Annotated in this window: 11 protein-coding genes and 2 pseudogenes; 5 read left to right on the top strand and 8 right to left on the bottom strand. The window is 72.9% G+C overall.

Features of this window, described 5'->3' with window-relative positions:
- A pseudogene (locus tag DE149_RS08640) lies at window positions 1-179 on the bottom strand (IS256 family transposase); the annotation flags it as partial.
- A gap of 71 nt (window positions 180-250) precedes the next feature.
- On the opposite strand from DE149_RS08640, the pseudogene DE149_RS08635 reads away from it, so the two are divergent.
- A pseudogene (locus DE149_RS08635) lies at window positions 251-595 on the top strand (very short patch repair endonuclease); the annotation flags it as partial.
- A gap of 90 nt (window positions 596-685) precedes the next feature.
- On the opposite strand, the gene DE149_RS08630 reads toward DE149_RS08635, so the two are convergent.
- The 4 genes from DE149_RS08630 to purB form a co-directional block, all read right to left on the bottom strand.
- Complete coding sequence (locus tag DE149_RS08630) at window positions 686-2,242, bottom strand: DUF1846 domain-containing protein (protein WP_113914362.1); 1,557 nt, start codon at window positions 2,240-2,242, stop codon at window positions 686-688.
- 66 nt (window positions 2,243-2,308) lie between these two features.
- Window positions 2,309-3,322, bottom strand: a complete 1,014-nt coding sequence (locus DE149_RS08625) for a trimeric intracellular cation channel family protein (protein WP_113914361.1) — start codon at window positions 3,320-3,322, stop codon at window positions 2,309-2,311.
- Between the two features lie 72 nt (window positions 3,323-3,394).
- The gene (locus DE149_RS08620; protein ID WP_113914360.1) at window positions 3,395-4,294 is read right to left on the bottom strand and encodes a trimeric intracellular cation channel family protein; all 900 of its coding nucleotides are present in this window, start codon (window positions 4,292-4,294) and stop codon (window positions 3,395-3,397) included.
- A 31-nt stretch (window positions 4,295-4,325) separates the two neighbouring features.
- Window positions 4,326-5,759: an adenylosuccinate lyase gene (gene purB / locus DE149_RS08615; RefSeq protein WP_070708497.1), complete on the bottom strand. Its 1,434-nt coding sequence runs from the start codon at window positions 5,757-5,759 to the stop codon at window positions 4,326-4,328.
- 196 nt (window positions 5,760-5,955) lie between these two features.
- Between purB and DE149_RS08610 the strand changes: the two genes are divergently transcribed.
- Window positions 5,956-7,536 carry an AMP-binding protein gene (locus DE149_RS08610; RefSeq protein ID WP_073116975.1) on the top strand — a complete coding sequence of 527 codons (1,581 nt, stop codon included), beginning with the start codon at window positions 5,956-5,958 and terminating at the stop codon, window positions 7,534-7,536.
- Window position 7,537: 1 nt separating this feature from the next.
- On the opposite strand, the gene DE149_RS08605 is transcribed toward DE149_RS08610, so the two are convergent.
- The gene (locus DE149_RS08605) at window positions 7,538-11,128 is read right to left on the bottom strand and encodes a TM0106 family RecB-like putative nuclease (RefSeq protein WP_113914359.1); all 3,591 of its coding nucleotides are present in this window, start codon (window positions 11,126-11,128) and stop codon (window positions 7,538-7,540) included.
- Window positions 11,129-11,344: 216 nt separating this feature from the next.
- Here DE149_RS08605 and DE149_RS08600 point away from each other — a divergent pair, with 216 nt between their 5' ends.
- From DE149_RS08600 to DE149_RS08590, 3 genes are all read left to right on the top strand, one after another.
- Window positions 11,345-11,761: a PaaI family thioesterase gene (locus DE149_RS08600; RefSeq protein WP_020624995.1), complete on the top strand. Its 417-nt coding sequence runs from the start codon at window positions 11,345-11,347 to the stop codon at window positions 11,759-11,761.
- Window positions 11,762-11,832: 71 nt separating this feature from the next.
- Window positions 11,833-13,182: a phenylacetate--CoA ligase family protein gene (locus DE149_RS08595; protein WP_113914358.1), complete on the top strand. Its 1,350-nt coding sequence runs from the start codon at window positions 11,833-11,835 to the stop codon at window positions 13,180-13,182.
- A 92-nt stretch (window positions 13,183-13,274) separates the two neighbouring features.
- Window positions 13,275-13,886: a TetR/AcrR family transcriptional regulator gene (locus DE149_RS08590; protein ID WP_049146484.1), complete on the top strand. Its 612-nt coding sequence runs from the start codon at window positions 13,275-13,277 to the stop codon at window positions 13,884-13,886.
- Between the two features lie 13 nt (window positions 13,887-13,899).
- Here the strand turns inward: DE149_RS08590 and DE149_RS08585 are convergent, their stop codons facing one another.
- Window positions 13,900-14,832 (bottom strand): hypothetical protein, encoded by a 933-nt coding sequence (locus tag DE149_RS08585; RefSeq protein ID WP_113914357.1) that lies wholly within the window; start codon window positions 14,830-14,832, stop codon window positions 13,900-13,902.
- 114 nt (window positions 14,833-14,946) lie between these two features.
- Window positions 14,947-15,879, bottom strand: a complete 933-nt coding sequence (locus DE149_RS08580) for a 3-hydroxyacyl-CoA dehydrogenase (protein ID WP_113914356.1) — start codon at window positions 15,877-15,879, stop codon at window positions 14,947-14,949.
- Window positions 15,880-15,990: the final 111 nt, after the last annotated feature.

Below are 15,990 nucleotides of genomic sequence, written 5' to 3'. Positions count from 1 at the left end.
GCCTGCAGGCCCCGCTCGAGCGCGGCCTTGACCAGCGCGGGCACGAACCCGCCGTCACCGGTGAGCTCGACGCCGCCCGCGTCGATCTGCGCGAACAGGGCATCAAGCTGCCCTGAGGCTTTCAGCTGCTCGACCAGGTCCTGGCCCGAGGGCTCGCCTGGGTTCTTCTCGTCGATCATGGTCATGATTCTTACCGTTCCTCTCGGTACGGCTTACACAGACCATCTGACACGCCCCCGTTCGCCGTCTCCTCCATGCCGCCGGCCTCCGCTACCGGGTGAACGCGAAGCCGGAGAAGGACCTCCGCCGCACGGTGGACATCCTGTTCCGTCCCGCGCGCGTCGCCGTCCTCATCGACGGCTGCTACTGGCACGGGTGTCCCCAGCACTACATCGCGCCGAAGGCCAACGGCGGCTACTGGTCGGACAAGGTCGCCACGAACCGGGCCCGGGACCTGGAGACCACGCGCATCCTGACGGAGCGCGGCTGGCTCGTCCTCCGCTTCTGGGAGCACGAGGACCCGGCCGTCGTCGCGGAGCGAGTTGTCGCCGTCGTCAACGAACGGAGGCCCCGGCGAACCACCGGGGCCTCCTGAGCGGGCCGTGGCCCGCTCCCACTTCTCGAACGAAAACGCCCAGGGGTCGCCCGTTTCGTCAACGAAAGCGACCGCCCGAACCGCCCCGCCTCACCGCTTCCGGTACAGCCCCTTCTTCTGGAACTTCGGCTCGCTCGTCACGAGCATCCCCAGGGACCGGAAGATGCCCTCGTCCACGGAGCCGAGGATCGTCGTCGTGTGCACGTCGCAGCCCTCGAGGCTCGCCAGCTGCTCGACGGCCGCCTTCGCGTTCTCGTCGGTCGCCGCGGACACGGACAGCGCGATCAGCACCTCGTCCGTGTGCAGCCGCGGGTTCTTGGAGCCCAGGTGCACGGTCTTGAGCGTCTGGATCGGCTCGATCGAGGCAGGGGAGAGCAGGTGCACGTCGTCCTCGATGCCGGCCAGCACCTTGAGGGCGTTGAGCAGCATGGCCGCCGAGCAGCCCAGCAGCTCCGAGGTCTTGCCGGTCACCAGGGTGCCGTCCGCCAGCTGCACGGCCGCGCCGGGCTCGCCGGTGCGCTCGGCCACCAGCTGCGCGGCACCCACCACGGGGCGGTCCTCTGAGCTCAGGCCCAGCTTGGACATCACCAGGGCCACGCGCTCGGACTCGGTGTCGTCCGCGCCCTCCAGGGCCTCGTTGACCTGAGCCTTGTAGTAGCGCCGGATGATCTCCTGCTTCGCGGCCTCCTGGCACACCTCGTCGTCCACGATCGCCGCGCCGGCCATGTTCACGCCCATGTCCGTGGGGGACTTGTACGGGGTGGTGCCCGTGACCTTCTCCAGCAGCGCGGACAGCAGCGGGAACACCTCGACGTCGCGGTTGTAGCTCGTCACCCGCTCGCCGTACTCGGCCAGGTGGAACGGGTCGATCAGGTTGATGTCGTCCAGGTCCACGGTGGCGGCCTCGTAGGCGGCGTTCACCGGGTGCTCGAGCGGCAGGTTCCAGATGGGGAACGTCTCGAACTTCGCGTAGCCGGCCGGGATGCCCCGCTGCCGATCGTTGTACACCTGGCTCAGGCACGTCGCCAGCTTGCCGGAGCCCGGGCCGGGGGCCGTCACGACGACGAGGTCCCGCGTGGTCTCGGACCACTCGTTGGCGCCGAAGCCCTGCTCCGAGACGATCGTGGACATGGCGTGGGGGTAGCCGGGGATCACGCGGTGGCGGGCCACCTTCAGGCCGAGCCGCTCGAGCTTCTCGAGGAACGCCAGCGCGCGGTGGTTGGCGTCCTCCAGCTGCGTGACCACCACGTGCTCCACCAGGAACCCGCGCTCCCGGAACACGTCCACGAGGCGCAGGACGTCGTCCTCGTACGTGATGCCCAGGTCCGCGCGGACCTTGTTCCGCTCGAGGTCCTTGGCGTTGAAGCACACCAGGATCTCGGTCTCGTCCTTGATGCGGTCGAGCATCGCGATCTTGTTGTCCGGGGTGAAGCCGGGCAGGACGCGGGAGGCGTGCAGGTCGTCGAAGAGCTTGCCGCCCATCTCCAGGTACAGCTTCCCGCCGATCTGGCGGCGGCGTTCCTGGATGTGCTGGGACTGGAGTTCGATGTACTTCGCGCGGTCGAACCCGACGCGGTGGAGGGGGCCGGAGGCCGCGGCCTCCGTGGTGGTGCTGGCGGGGCGGGCGGTCTCATGCGTGCCGGTCATGGACTCTCAGCATAGACCTGTCCGCGGGGCGCGTGGCCCCGGCCCGGCGTCGGGCCCCCGCATCCCTCAGTCCCTCGGGTCCTCCGGGTCGTCCGCGATCCAGTCGTGCTCGGGGTCGTCGAAGCTGCGCGTGCGCCCGGTGCGCAGGTCGGTGACGTCCATGACGCCGGTGCCGCGGTCCAGGCGCACCTGCTGGTGTGAGGCGGGGTCGACGACGGTGATCGTCTGGGTCTGCGGGTCGTAGTCGTCCACCCGCACCTGGTCCTCGTACTCCTGCCGCGGTCCGTAGGACCCGTCCGCGTCGTCGTCGGGGAAGGCGGGGGCGCCGGGGGGGCGCAGCCGGCGCTCGAGGGTGCGCTCCACCCGGCGCGCGGCCGCCTCCTGCGCCTGCGTGGCCAGGCGCCGCAGACGTTCGAGGGACTCCTTGTCCTGGGAGATCTCCGCGCCGAAGAACCGCCACTGGTAGCGGTAGGCGATCATCCGCACCGCGAAGATCAGGAACGCGATGAGGAAGCCCGTGAACGCGTTGAGCGCGCCGTTCATCGCCACCACGGTCGCCAGCACCGCGCCCAGGAACGTGGGGAGCACGTAGACGCCGCGGGGGTCGAAGATGGAGGGCACCTCGTTGGCGACGATGTCCCGCAGCACGCCGCCGCCCAGCGCCGTGACCATCGCGATCACCACCGTGGACACCGGGTGCACGCCCATCGAGTGCGCCAGCAGGACGCCGGACACCGTGAACAGGGCGAGCCCGGCGGCGTCGAACAGGGTGATGGTCAGGTTCAGCCGATTCGGGTGGATCAGCTTGACGTACACGAGCAGGGAGACGAGCACCGGCGGGGCCAGGTAGACCGGGTTCTCCAGGGACGCGGGCAGACCGCGGTCCAGCAGGATGTCCCGGGTGAAGCCGCCGCCCAGCCCGGCCAGCAGGGACAGCGCCAGCGAGCCCACCAGGTCGAACTGCTTGCGGGCCGCCAGCAGCGCCCCCGAGGTGGCGAAGAAGAAGATCCCGATCAGGTCCAGGGTCGTGAGCAGCCACGGGACGTCGGTGAGGGTGGCGAAGAACTGCTGCACGTCCACGGCGGCTCCTTCCGTCGGGTCCGGGGGGTCACCGGCCATTGTCCCGGGCGGCCCGCGCGGTGGCTCGTTTGTTCACCCGGGTGTCCACGGGGATGTGCCGTCCTCGCCTGCCCTGGGCGTCTCCTCGTTCGCCGGGGGACCGTCCTCGCCGGGGTCGGCGGGCGGCCCGTCCCTGCCCTTGCGGTCGCGGATGTCCGGCACGGGCGGCTCGTCATGGGGATCCAGGCGCTGGCGCTGGGTCTCTCCCGAGATTTCGGCCCCCGGGGCGAGCCACTCCCTGCGCAGCGACACCACGCGCAGCACGAGCACGAGCACCATCACCGCCGCCGAGGTCAGCGGGCCGAGGAGCTCCGCCTGGCCGAGGGCCGCCGTCGTGCCCGCGCCGAGGATGGCCGGCAGCGCGTACCAGCCGCGCCCGCCGAACACGGCGGGCGGTTCCCCGGCGACGACGTCGCGCAGGATGCCGCCGCCGACGGCGGTCACCAGGCCCAGCACCGCGGCGGCGACCGGGCTCAGGCCGGCCAGCAGGGCGATGCGCGTGCCCACCACGCAGTACACGGCCAGGCCGACGGCGTCGAAGGCCATGACGGCGTGGTGGCCGCGCTCGCCGTCGAAGATCCGGAGGAACACCGCCAGCGACGCGACCGCCGGCAGGATCAGGTACCAGGGGTTGTCGAAGGCCGCGGGCACGTCCCGTCCGACCACGAGGTCACGGACGACGCCGCCGCCCGTGCCCACCATGAGGGCCAGCAGCAGGGAGCCGACGATGTCGTAGCCCTTGCGCACGGCGAGCACCGCGCCCGAGATCGCGAAGAAGAACACGCCCACGAGATCCACGGCGGTGATCGCCGCGGTGATCGCGTCGGCGAGCTCGCCGTGCGCGTCGATCGGCTCGGGCACGTCCCGTTCGAGTTCGGCGGGGTCCTTGGGGGCGGCGGACAGCAGCCACACGGGGAGAAGTGGAAGCAGCACCCGCCCATCGTCCCCCGTCAGGCGGCCCGGGTCAGTCCTGCGCGGGGCCGAACTCCTTGGCCAGCTCCGCCGCCACGCCGGTGTACCCGGCCGGGGTCAGCTCCAGCAGGCGCGCCTGGGCCGCCTCCGACAGGCCGAGGCCCTGCACGAACTCGCGCATGCGCGCCCCGTCCACGCGGTGGCCGCGGGTCAGCTCCTTGAGGCGCTCGTAGGGGTTGTCCATGCCCTCGACGCCGGCGATCGCCTCGGCACGCATCACGGTCTGGACGGCCTCGCCGAGCACCTCCCAGTTCGTGTCGAGGTCCTCCGCCAGTACGGGCGCGGCGACCTGGAGCTGGCCCATGCCCTTGGTGACGTTGGTCAGGGCGAGCACCGAGTGGCCGAGGGCCACGCCGATGTTGCGCTGCGACGTCGAGTCCGTGAGGTCGCGCTGCCAACGGGACTCCACGAGGGTGGCGCCCAGCGAGTCGAGCAGGGCGCAGGAGAGCTCGAGGTTGGCCTCGGCGTTCTCGAAGCGGATCGGGTTCACCTTGTGCGGCATGGTGGAGGAGCCGGTCGCACCGGCCACGGGGATCTGCGCGAAGTAGCCGATGGAGATGTAGCTCCACACGTCCACGCAGAAGCCGTGGAGGATCCGGTTGAAGCGCGCGACGTCGGCGTACAGCTCCGCCTGCCAGTCGTGGGACTCGATCTGGGTGGTCAGCGGGTTCCAGGTGAGGCCGAGGTGCTCCACGAAGGACCGGGACAGGGCCGGCCAGTCCGCGTCCGGGGCGGCGGCGAGGTGGGCGGCGTAGGTGCCGGTGGCGCCGTTGATCTTGCCCAGGTACTCCTGGCCGGCGATGCGCCGGGTCTGGCGGGTCAGACGGTGCACGAACACGGCCATCTCCTTGCCCAGCGTGGTGGGCGTGGCCGGCTGGCCGTGCGTGCGGGAGAGCATGGGGGTCTCGGCGGCCTCGGCGGCCATCGCGGAGACGGTGGCCACGGCGGCGCGGGCGGCCGGCAGCCAGACCTGCTCGACGGCGTCGCGCACGCCCACCGCGTAGGCGAGGTTGTTGATGTCCTCGGAGGTGCACGCGAAGTGCACGAGCGGCTTCAGCCGGCCCAGACCCAGCCCCTCGAGGCGGTCGGCGATGAAGTACTCGACGGCCTTCACGTCGTGCACCGTGACCTTCTCGGTGGCCGCCAGCTCGGCCACGGACTCCGCGTCGAAGTCCGTGACGATCGCCCGCAGGCCCGCCTGCTGCTCGGCCGTGAGCGGCTCGAGACCCGGCAGCACACGGTGCTCGGCCAGGTGGATGAACCACTCGACCTCCACGTGGATGCGGTTGCGGTTCAGCGCCGCCTCGGACAGGTGCTCCACAAGCGGCTCCACCGCCGCACGGTAGCGGCCGTCCAGGGGGCCGAGGGCGATGCCGGCCTCGGCGAGGGAACGGCGGTGGGCGGTGGACGCGGGCTGTGAGGTCATGGCCCCCATTCTGGCAGGCGCCGCGGACGCCCGACGAAGGCGACGACCGGGTCCGTCCTCGACCGCGACGGGGTGGCGAGTGCAACATCGAGTGCAACATGCGGACGCGCCCGGTGGCCCGGGGCGCGGTGGACCTACCGTGGCTGACGTCGCCGTCGCCCGGCGTCGGCATGCCGAGAGGGATGAGGAGACCGAGATGACGGAACGGACCGGGCAGGCCCACGAGGCCGGGACGATCGACCGGCTGATGGCCGGGTGGGTCGCCGACGTCGAGACCCCGGACGCCTGCGCCGCCCACCTGCTCTGCGACCGCTGGCCGGCCGACGCGGTGGCGTTCCGGTTCGTGGCGGAGGACATGTCCGCCGTCGACCTCACCTTCGGCGAGCTGGCCGACCGCTCGCGCCGCCTCGCCACCGGCCTCGCCGCCCGCGGCGTCACGCGCGGCGACCGGGTCCCCGTGATGATGTCCAAACGGGAGGAGCTCGTCATCACGCTGCTGGCCCTGTGGCGGCTCGGCGCTGTGCACGTGCCGCTGTTCACCGCGTTCGCCGCGGGCGCCGCCCGGATGCGCATCGAGGGCGCGGCGGCGCGGCTTGTCGTCGCCGAACCCCGTCAGGCCGAGAAGCTCACGGACATCCCCGGCATCGAGATCATCCGCACCGGCCCGGAGTGGGACGCGCTCGCGGACTCCGCGCCGCTGGGCGAGGACGTCGCCGTCGGCGGGGACGGGCCGATCGCCCTGCTGTTCACCTCCGGCACCACCGGCCGCCCCAAGGGGGTGCCCGTGCCGCTGCGCGCGGCCGCCGCGTTCGCCGTCTACCTCACGTGCGCGGTGGACCTGCGCCCCGAGGACCTGTTCTGGAACGCGGCCGACCACGGCTGGGCGTACGGGCTGTACTACGGGATCGTCGGCACGCTGGTGCTCGGGGCGACCTCGGTGCAGTACCGCGGCGCCTTCTCCCCGGCGACCATGGTCGAGGTGATCCGCTCGCAGGGCATCACGAACCTCGCCGGCGCCCCCACGATGTTCCGCGCGCTGGCCAAGGCCGGGGAGGTCACCGAGGACGCCCCGCTGCGGCTGCGGCGCGTGTCCACGGCGGGGGAGCCGCTGCCGCCGTCCGTGCTCGAGTGGGGCCGGACGGCCCTCGGCACGGAGATCCGCGACCACTACGGCCAGACCGAGCTGGGCATGGTCATCTGCACCCTCGCGCACCCCGAGCTGGCCGCGCCGCCCCGCCCGGGTTCGATGGGTGTGCCCCTGCCGGGGATCGCCGCCGAGATCCGGGACGGGCAGATCGCGATCGACGCGGCCTCGCCCCTGTTCTGGTTCCCCGGCTACCTCGGGGAGCCGGAGAAGACCGCGGAGCGTTTCACCCCGGACGGGCGCTGGTACCTGACCGGGGACACCGCCCGGCAGGACGACGACGGCTGGTTCTTCTTCTCCTCCCGGGACGACGACGTGATCCTCGCCGCCGGGTACCGGATCGGCCCGTTCGACGTGGAGTCCGTGCTCATCGACCACCCGCGGGTGCAGGAGGTCGCCGTCGTCGGCCTGCCGGACCCGGAGGGGGTGCGCGGCGAGGAGGTCGTGGCGTTCGTGGTGCCCGCCGGGGCCGTCGCGGACCCGGACGCCCTGGCGGCCGAGCTGCAGGCCAAGGTCCGCGACGAGTACTCCAAGCACGCCTACCCGCGCCGGGTGCACTTCGTGGACCGGCTGCCCAAGACCCCCTCCGGCAAGCTGCAGCGGTTCCTGCTGCGCCAGGGCGCCGCCGGCTGACTCAACGGTGCACGAGCCGCAGGAACGCGCCGATCATCGGCAGGTCCTCGGGGCTGGTGGGCAGCGCGTCCGCGAGGGCGGGGGAGTGGACGAGGTAGGCGGCCCACTGTCCGCGCGAGATCGACACGTTGAGCCGGTTCCGGTTCAGGAGGAAGTCCAGCCCGCGCGGCACCTCCTGCGGTGAGGACGCCGCCATCGTCAGGATCGCGACGGCGGCCTCCCGGCCCTGGAACTTGTCCACGGTGCCGACGGTGGTGCCCTCGAGACCGGCGGCGTCGAGCGTCTCCCGGACCGTGGCGACCTGCGCGTTGTACGGGGCCACCACGATCACGTCGGACGGCTCGAGCGGTCGGCCGGGATCGTCCGGGCCGGTGGACCAGGTGCGGCCGAGCAGTGACCGGATGATCTCGACGACGGCCGCGGCCTCCTCCGGCGAGGAGACCGCGTTGCCCGTGTGGGAGACCGGCCACGGGTGCAGTCCGGGCTCCACGCCGTCGAGCCGGCGGGCGTCCGTGACCTCCTCCCGCGCGCCGAGCCGGCCGGCGTAGGAGAGCTCGGAGACCGCGCGGGTGAGCGCCGAGTGCATGCGCCACGAGGTGTCCAGGAAGAAGCCGCGCTCGGCGCGGAGCACGGGGGCGCCCTCCGCGATCCAGGTCAGGGCCGCGTCGCCGATGGGCTGGGGGTGCTCGCCCCTGCTGACCTGGGGGAGCTGCTGCGGGTCACCCAGCAGCAGCACCGTCTCGGCCAGGGCGCTCGCGCCCAGGAGGTGCGCGAGGGAGAGCTGCCCTGCCTCGTCCACCACCAGGAGGTCGACCGGCTGGGCCGCGGCGTTCGCGAAGGTCCACGCGGTGCCGCCCAGGACCCGGCCCGGTGCCAGGAAGGCATGGACCTCCGATGAGCCCAGGGACGTCCAGCGGTGCGGTCCGTCCGGGTCCTTGGGCTCCTTGCCCACGCGGTCGGGGTCCACACCGACCCCGATCAGCTGGTCGAGGAAGTTCTCCACCACCGCGTGGGACTGGGCGGTGACGCCGACCGTCCAGCCCCGGTCCAGGAGTTCCTTCACCGCGCGGCTGCCCACGTACGTCTTGCCGGTGCCGGGAGGGCCCTGCACGGCCACGTAGGAGCCGCGTGCGGACTCGACCGCCTCGACCAGGCCCCCGACGCCGTCCCGCCGGCCGTCTCGTACGTCCGCCCCGATCGCGGCGAGGGTCCGGCCCGTGGTGCGCGGGGCACGGCGCGCCAGGATGTCGAACACCGCTCCGTCCGGCAGTCGGCCGCGGCGGGCGGCCTCGGCGGCCTGCTCCCGGATGCGTTCGAGGAGGCCACCGGGCCGGACGTAGTTGAGGTGGAAGACCGCCATGGGCACCTCCGCGTGCGGTTCCGGCTCGTACTTGGTGCTGAGGCGCTGCAGCAGGCTGACTCGGAACCGGCCCGGTGCGATCTCCTCCACCTCGGTCACGTCCACGGGCGATCGGCTCTGCCAGCGGACGGCGTTGGGGGCCAGCTCCGCCCAGCGCGGCGGCTGCTCGTACAGGGCGTTGAGCTTGAACCTCTCCTGGCTGTTCCGACGCGGCCGGACCTCGGTGCCCGGCTCGAGGCGCCCGGTCACGGTCAGCGTCCGGGCGGGGTTGCTCCGCGGGGTGGGACGTTCCCACGCACTCACCGACTCGACGGTGTCGAACACCAGGTTCGCGCGCGGCTCCTGCCACTCGTCCGGGGCGGACACGGCCCGATCGAACATGGCCCACCACAGCGGCTTGTTCTCCCTGGCGAAGTAGCCCAGGCCCGCGGCCAGCAGGGCGATACCGCGCCGCCCGCCGTCGAGCTCCGCCTCCGGGGCCCGCGTCCCGCCCGCCTCGTCCCTCTCGGCGCCCGCCAGCGCCTGAAGCGAGGCGGCGAGGGCCGCGTCCTGCTCCTGGAGCGACGGCGCGGCCTCGACCAGCGGTTCGTTCCCGGTCGCGGCGTCGTCGACGGGACGGTCCGCGACGGCGGCCTCCTCGGGCTCGACCTGCGCCCGCAGCCAGTCCCGCAGCCGCGCCGTGGAGACGCAGTCGTACCGGTTGTAGTCCTCGATGTCGGCGCGGATCGCCTTCGCGACCTCGGTGTCCCCGGCCTCCATCGCGGCGACGTACCGGTGGTATTCGGTGACGCTGTCCGCCGCCGTCGTGACGCCGTCCTCCGCCCGGTGCTCCGCCCCCATGTAGAGGGGCTCCAGCTTCTTGATGGAGTAGCTCGGCACACCGGCCCGCAGGGCGGCGCGGACCGTGGAGTAGAGGTCCACGAACAGCCCCGCGCGCAGCCAGTCGTCCAGCTCGCGCTCGCCCACGCCGTGCCGCACGGTCAGGCGTTTCAGCGCGGTGACCTCGTACGCGGCGTAGTGGTAGATCCGCATCCCCGGGTGGGTCGCGCGTCGGGCCTCCACGAACGCCACGAACTGCTCGAGCGCCGCCCGCTCGGCGGCACGGGTGTCCGCCCACAGACCCGTGAACCGGAAGTCGGCCGAGGCGGTGCGCGCGGTGTCCCCGCCCGGCGCCTCGACCCAGCCCCACAGGTACTCGAGACCCTCCATGCTCCCGTCCGCGGAGACCCACAGCGGGTCCCCCTCGAAGTCGAAGAAGACGTCTCCGGCGTCCGGCGCCGGCAGCCCCGTCACGGCGCGCGGGTCCACGATCCGATGCGGCGGCAGCCCGTCCGCCCCGGCCGGCTCCAGCTGGATCGCCGCCTGTTCCCGCAGCGCCTCCCACGTGCGGCGGGCCATGCCCTCCGGCGGTGCGACGGACACCGCGAGCTGCTCGATGGTCGTGATGCCGGCCTCGCGCAGCCGGGTGCGCTGCAACCGCGTGGCCCCCGCCGTGAGCAGCACGTCCCGGTGCTCGGCGACGGCCTCCTCGCACGCCTCGCATGCGCCGCAGACGCTCAGGCGGTCGTCGCCCCAGCGAGTGGGCTCCCCGGCGGCCACGTGATCCTGCAGCAGCGCCTCCAGCCGGGCGCGCTGGTGCCGGTACACCGGGATCACCTCGTCCAGGTCCGCGACGTGCCGGGAACCGTCCCCGAGCCACAGGCTGCCCTGCCGCGCCCGCGGCACGCCCATGCCGTCCAGCAGGTCCGCGTACGCGGCGATCTGCAGCAGCGCCGTCACCCGCGCATGCCGGGCCAGCTTCGTGTCCACCACCTCGTACGCGCCCTCGGGGTGCTCCTCGTCCGTGCGGAGCACGAGGAAGTCGGCCAGGCCGCCGAACGCGCCGTCGTGCAGCATCCCCTGGAACACGACGGCGGGACGCGCGGCCAACGCCGCCGCGGTGCGCTCGCGGGCGGCCCGCACGCCCTCGGGCGTGTAGCGCTCCGGGCGGGCGAGCCGGACCACCTGGTCCGCGCCGTGCTCCGCCTCGAGGCGCGCGAGCACGCGGGACTCGTGCTCGTCCCCGAGGCGGGAGACCCGCTCGAGGAACGCGTCCGCCACGCCGATCCGCGGGGCACGCCCGAGCTTGGGATCCACCGTCCCGCGCAGCCACCCATAGGTACACGTGGCGGCGGCGGTGATGTCCGAGGGGCTGAGCATGAAGGAGGCGCGGTCCGGCGCGAAGGTCACCATGCGGTCACCCTAGACAGGCGCCGCGGACACGATAGGCGGGGGCCGCGCACAGGTCCCCCGGTGTGCCCCGCTCCCACGGCATGACGGCGGGGGCGGCGAGCGTCACACACCGGACCGGACTTGACGTGAGTCACATCCAGGGAGTTACCTAATGATCGTTCAGTAATTCTCTGCGCCGCCGCGCCGGCGCGCCCGTGCCGGCAGGGAGGCCCGCCCATGACCGAGACCGCCCACCACCCCATGCTCGCGGAGGACCGCGTGGCACGGTGGCTCGGCGTCACCCTCGAGGCCGCCGAGAAGGACCACGCGCGCATCCGGATGACGCTCACCGAGGACCAGCACAATGGCTTCGGCCTGGCCCACGGCGGCGCCGTCTTCGCGTTCGCGGACACGTGCTTCGCGCTGACCTGCAACGACCCCGCCTCGGACGGCTCCACCCTCACCGTGGCCTCCGGCGTGGACGTCAACTTCCTCGCGGCCACCCGCGCCGGGCAGACCCTCGTCGCGGAGGGCCGCCTGGTCGCCGCCGCCGGCCGCTCGGCCGTCTACGACATCACCGTCACCACCGACGACGGCACCCCGGTGGCCGCCTTCCGCGGCCGCTCCCGCACCATCCCCGCCCCCGGACGCTGACCGACGGGCGCACCCGCCGGTGCGCCGCCGTCGTCGACCGCCGCCCGACCCCGCATCCCCAGGAGAACGCCATGCTCGAGGCCTCGATCCCCAACCCGTACACGCCGGCACCCCTGCCCGCCCCCGCCGACCGCGGGGCCCCGGACCCCGAGGAGACGATGAGCCGGGACCAGATCGAGGCGCTTCAGTTCGAACGCCTCCGCTGGACCCTGCACCACGCCTACGAGAACGTGCCCGCGTACCGCGAGCACTTCGACACGCACGGCGTCCACCCCTCGGACTTCAGGGAGCTCGGGGACCTCGCCAAGTTCCCGTACACGGACAAGGAGTTCCTGCGGAAGAACTACCCGTTCGGCGCGTTCGCCGCCACGGGCCCCGAGCTGCGTCGCATCCACGCCTCCTCCGGCACCACCGGCCAGCCCACCGTGGTCGGCTACACCGATGACGACCTGGCCACGTGGGCCACCCTCGTCGCCCGCTGCTTCCGCGCCGGCGGCATCCGCCCCGGTGACCGCGTGCACAACGCGTACGGCTACGGCCTGTTCACCGGCGGCCTCGGCGCCCACTACGGCGCCGAGCGCATCGGCGCGGCCGTGATCCCGATGTCCGGCGGGCAGACGGAGAAGCAGGTGCAGCTGATCACCGACTTCCAACCGCGCGCCATCCTCTCCACGCCCACCTACCTGCTGACCATCGCGGACGGCTTCAAGAAGCTCGGGCTGGACCCCCGCGAGTCCTCCCTCGAGGTCGCGATCCTCGGCGCGGAGCCGTGGACCGAGGAGATGCGCCGCGAGATCGAGCAGACCTTCGACCTCGACGCCCTGGACATCTACGGCCTCTCCGAGGTCATGGGCCCGGGCGTGGCCGGCGAGTCCGCGGCCACCAAGGACGGCTCCCACATCTGGGAGGACCACTTCCGCCCCGAGATCATCGACCCGCTCACGGACGAGGTCCTCGAGACCGGCCGCCACGGCGAGCTCGTCTTCACCTCGCTCACCAAGCAGGCGCTGCCGATCATCCGGTACCGCACCCACGACCTCACCCGCCTGCTGCCGGGCACCACACACCCGGGCCACCGCCGCATGGGACGCATCACCGGCCGCTCGGACGACATGATCATCCTGCGCGGCGTGAACCTGTTCCCGTCGCAGATCGAGGAGCTGGCCCTCAAGGAGCCGGCCCTGTCGCCGCACTTCACCCTCGAGATCACCCGTCCGGACCGCATGGACCAGATGGCCGTGAACATCGAGCGCCGCGATCATGCGACCCTCGAGGAGGCCCAGGCCTGCGCCGCGCACCTGCGCATGGAGATCAAGACGAAGATCGGCTCCTCGTGCATGATCAACGTGGTGGAGCCGGAGTCCCTGGCCCGCTCCTCCGGCAAGCTCAAGCGGATCTACGACCTGCGCGACCAGGCCTGATCCCGTCCCCGCGGCCGATCCCGACGCCGGGGTGCCCGGTAGAGTGGACCGGTGCGCCGTCGTCGGCGTCCGCCCGCCCCCGAAGGAGCCCCGTGCCCCAGAGCAGCCCCACCCCGCGCCGCGGCCGGCCCGGCTATGACCGGCAGACGCTGCTGGCCGAGTGCGTCGAGCTCTTCAACCGGCACGGCTACGAGGCGACGTCCATGGGCATGCTCGCCACCCACCTGGGCATCTCCAAGTCCGCGATCTACCACCACGTGGAGTCCAAGGAGGCGATCCTCGACCACGCGGTGACGGAGGCGCTCGACGCCCTCGAGGCGTGCCTGGACGATGTGGTGGCCAGCGGGTCCGACGCCGGCGCGCAGGTCGAGGCGGCCATCCGCGGCACGCTCGGGGTGCTGGCGGAGAAGCAGCCCGAGGTGACCCTGCTGCTGCGCCTGCGCGGGAACTCGGCGGTCGAGGTGGCCGCCGTCGAGCGTCGTCGTGAGATCACCCGGCGCTTCGGGGACCTGCTCGAGGCCGCCCAGGCCGCGGGTGCGGTGCGCTCCGACGTGACCCCGCGCAACCTCGCCCGCCTCGCGCTCGGCATGATCAACTCGATCGTCGACTGGTACCGGCCGGATCGCGGCGTCCCCGGCCAGCAGGGACCGGGCCAGATGATCGACGCCGTCACGGGCGTGGTGCTCGGGGGTCTGCGGGGCTGAGGGGCCTCTGTCCTCAGCCCTCGCCGTCGAGCGCGGCGAGCACGTCGGTCACGATCGAGGCCGCACGGTCCTCGGCGTCCGCGGGCACCCCGCCGTCCGCGTCGGCCTGGGCCACGGCCACGGTGCGGGCGCCGTCCTGCACGGCCGTCAGGTGGGAGTAGACGGACCCCCCGGGGGCCGGGAGCGCCGTGTACGCGGTGCCGCCCTCGTGCTCGGTCCGCGTCACGCTCTCCACGTCGAGCCCGGCCAGGTCCACCCCGGTGCAGGCCTGCGCCGCCGCTCGGGCGTCCTCCAGGGCGGCGCGGGCGGCCTCCTCCGTGGGGTACACTGTGACGCGCACGCCGAGCGGAGTGACCTCGGCGTCGGGGGACGCCGTGAAGGAGGGCGCCGGCGTCGTGGTGGGCCCGCCGCCGGTGGTGGCGGCCGTCTCCGGCTGGGCCGTGAGCCCCAGGTCCGCCGCCCCGGCCTCGGCGTCCCGCTCCAGGGCGGAGCGTGTGGCGTCCAGGCAGGCCTGCTGTTCCGCGCTGCGGGTGGGCGCCGGGCTCGCGCCGGCGTCGACCGTCTGCTCCAGGCCGTCGGCCCGCTGGCGCAGCTCCGTCTGCCGCTCCAGCGGCGAGGCGGCGCTCAGCCCCACCTCGGACCCCGGCCCCGCGGCCCGCTGCACGGCGGCCTGCACCGCCAGGGTCCGCTGCCCACCCAGCGCGGCGGGCATCTCGAGGGACAGGCTGCCCGAGGCGGAGGTGCCGGCCGTGCTCTCCGCCGCGCCCGTGCTCTCCGTGGAGCTGCTGGCCGCGGGCGACGTGGGGGCGGACGAGGCCGCCGTCGTCGTGGACGATGCCGACGAGGGGGCGGGGGAGGAGGGCTCTGCGCCGCCGCCCGCGCACCCGGCGAGGGCGAGCGCGCCCACGGCGAGGACGCCGAACAGGGGGAGTCGGGAGGTCGTCATGGCCCGACTCTACGTGCGCTGTGACGGATGCCACAAGGAAGTGGCGGGGCATGCGTGGGGGCCGCCCGATGCGTGGTGCGCATCGGACGGCCCCTGATCCGTCAGCGGGGGAGGTCAGCCGAGCGGGGTGTCCTTGTCGCCCAGGTTCCAGTCCTCCACCGGGCCGAGGTTCTCCCCGTCCGTCCCGTAGCGGTAGAAGCCCTGGCCGTCGGCCACACCGCTGTGGCCCTCGGCGATGCTCTTCTCGAGCAGCTCAGCGAAGCCGCGCTGCCAGTCGGCGCCCGTGTTGCGGGAGACGTTGGCGGCCACGTGGAAGCCCACGATGTCATAGGTCTGGAACGGGCCGCGCTCGTTGCCGGTGGCCACGCGCCAGGTGCGGTCGATGTCCGCCGGGTTGCCCACTCCGTGCATGTACAGCTTGGAGCCGGCCTGCAGCCACGGGATGAGCAGGGAGTTGAGGAAGTAGCCCGGGATCTCCTTGCGCACGTGCACGGGGACCATGCCGGTCTCCTCGGCGAACTGCAGGGCTCCCGCGACGGCCTCCGGCGAGGTGGCGGCGGTGCCCATGACCTCGGCGGTGTTCTGCGCCCAGATGCGGTTGGCGTAGTGCAGGGCCAGGAAGCGCTCCGGATGGCCGCTGGCGTCGGCGAAGTCCGAGGGCAGCAGGGAGGAGGTGTTCGTGGCGAACAGGGTCGTGGCGGGGGCGAGCTCGCCCACCTGGGCCCACACCTTGCGCTTGAGCTCCAGGTTCTCCGGGACGGCCTCGATCACGATGTCCGCATCCGCCAGGGCCTCGCCGAGGTCCGAGGTCGGCGTGATGCGGGCGATGGCCTCGTCGAAGCGCTGCGGGTCGTAGCCCTCCCCGAGGTCTGCTTCGTAGCCCTGGCGGATCCACGCCCAGCGGCGCTCGATCCCCTCGAGGGCGGCGGGGACGGCGTCGTAGGCCATCACCTTCTTGCCGTGGTACGCCGCCTGCATGATGATCTGCGAACCCAGCACGCCGGTGCCCAGCACGGCGACCTGCTCGAAACGGGTGAACTCGGACATGTGTGTCGACCTTCTTCTCTCGCGGTCCGAATGGGACGTACAGGTGAACGCCCCGGGCACGCTCCTTGTTCCCGGGGACGACGACGGGCCGCCCGGCGCGCAGCGGGCGCA

Origin of the sequence: Micrococcus sp. KT16, assembly GCF_003315015.1 — a bacterium.
GTDB lineage: Bacteria > Actinomycetota > Actinomycetes > Actinomycetales > Micrococcaceae > Micrococcus > Micrococcus luteus.
The sequence above is the reverse complement of the archived record's forward strand: the minus strand, read 5'-3'. Positions and strand labels throughout refer to the sequence as shown.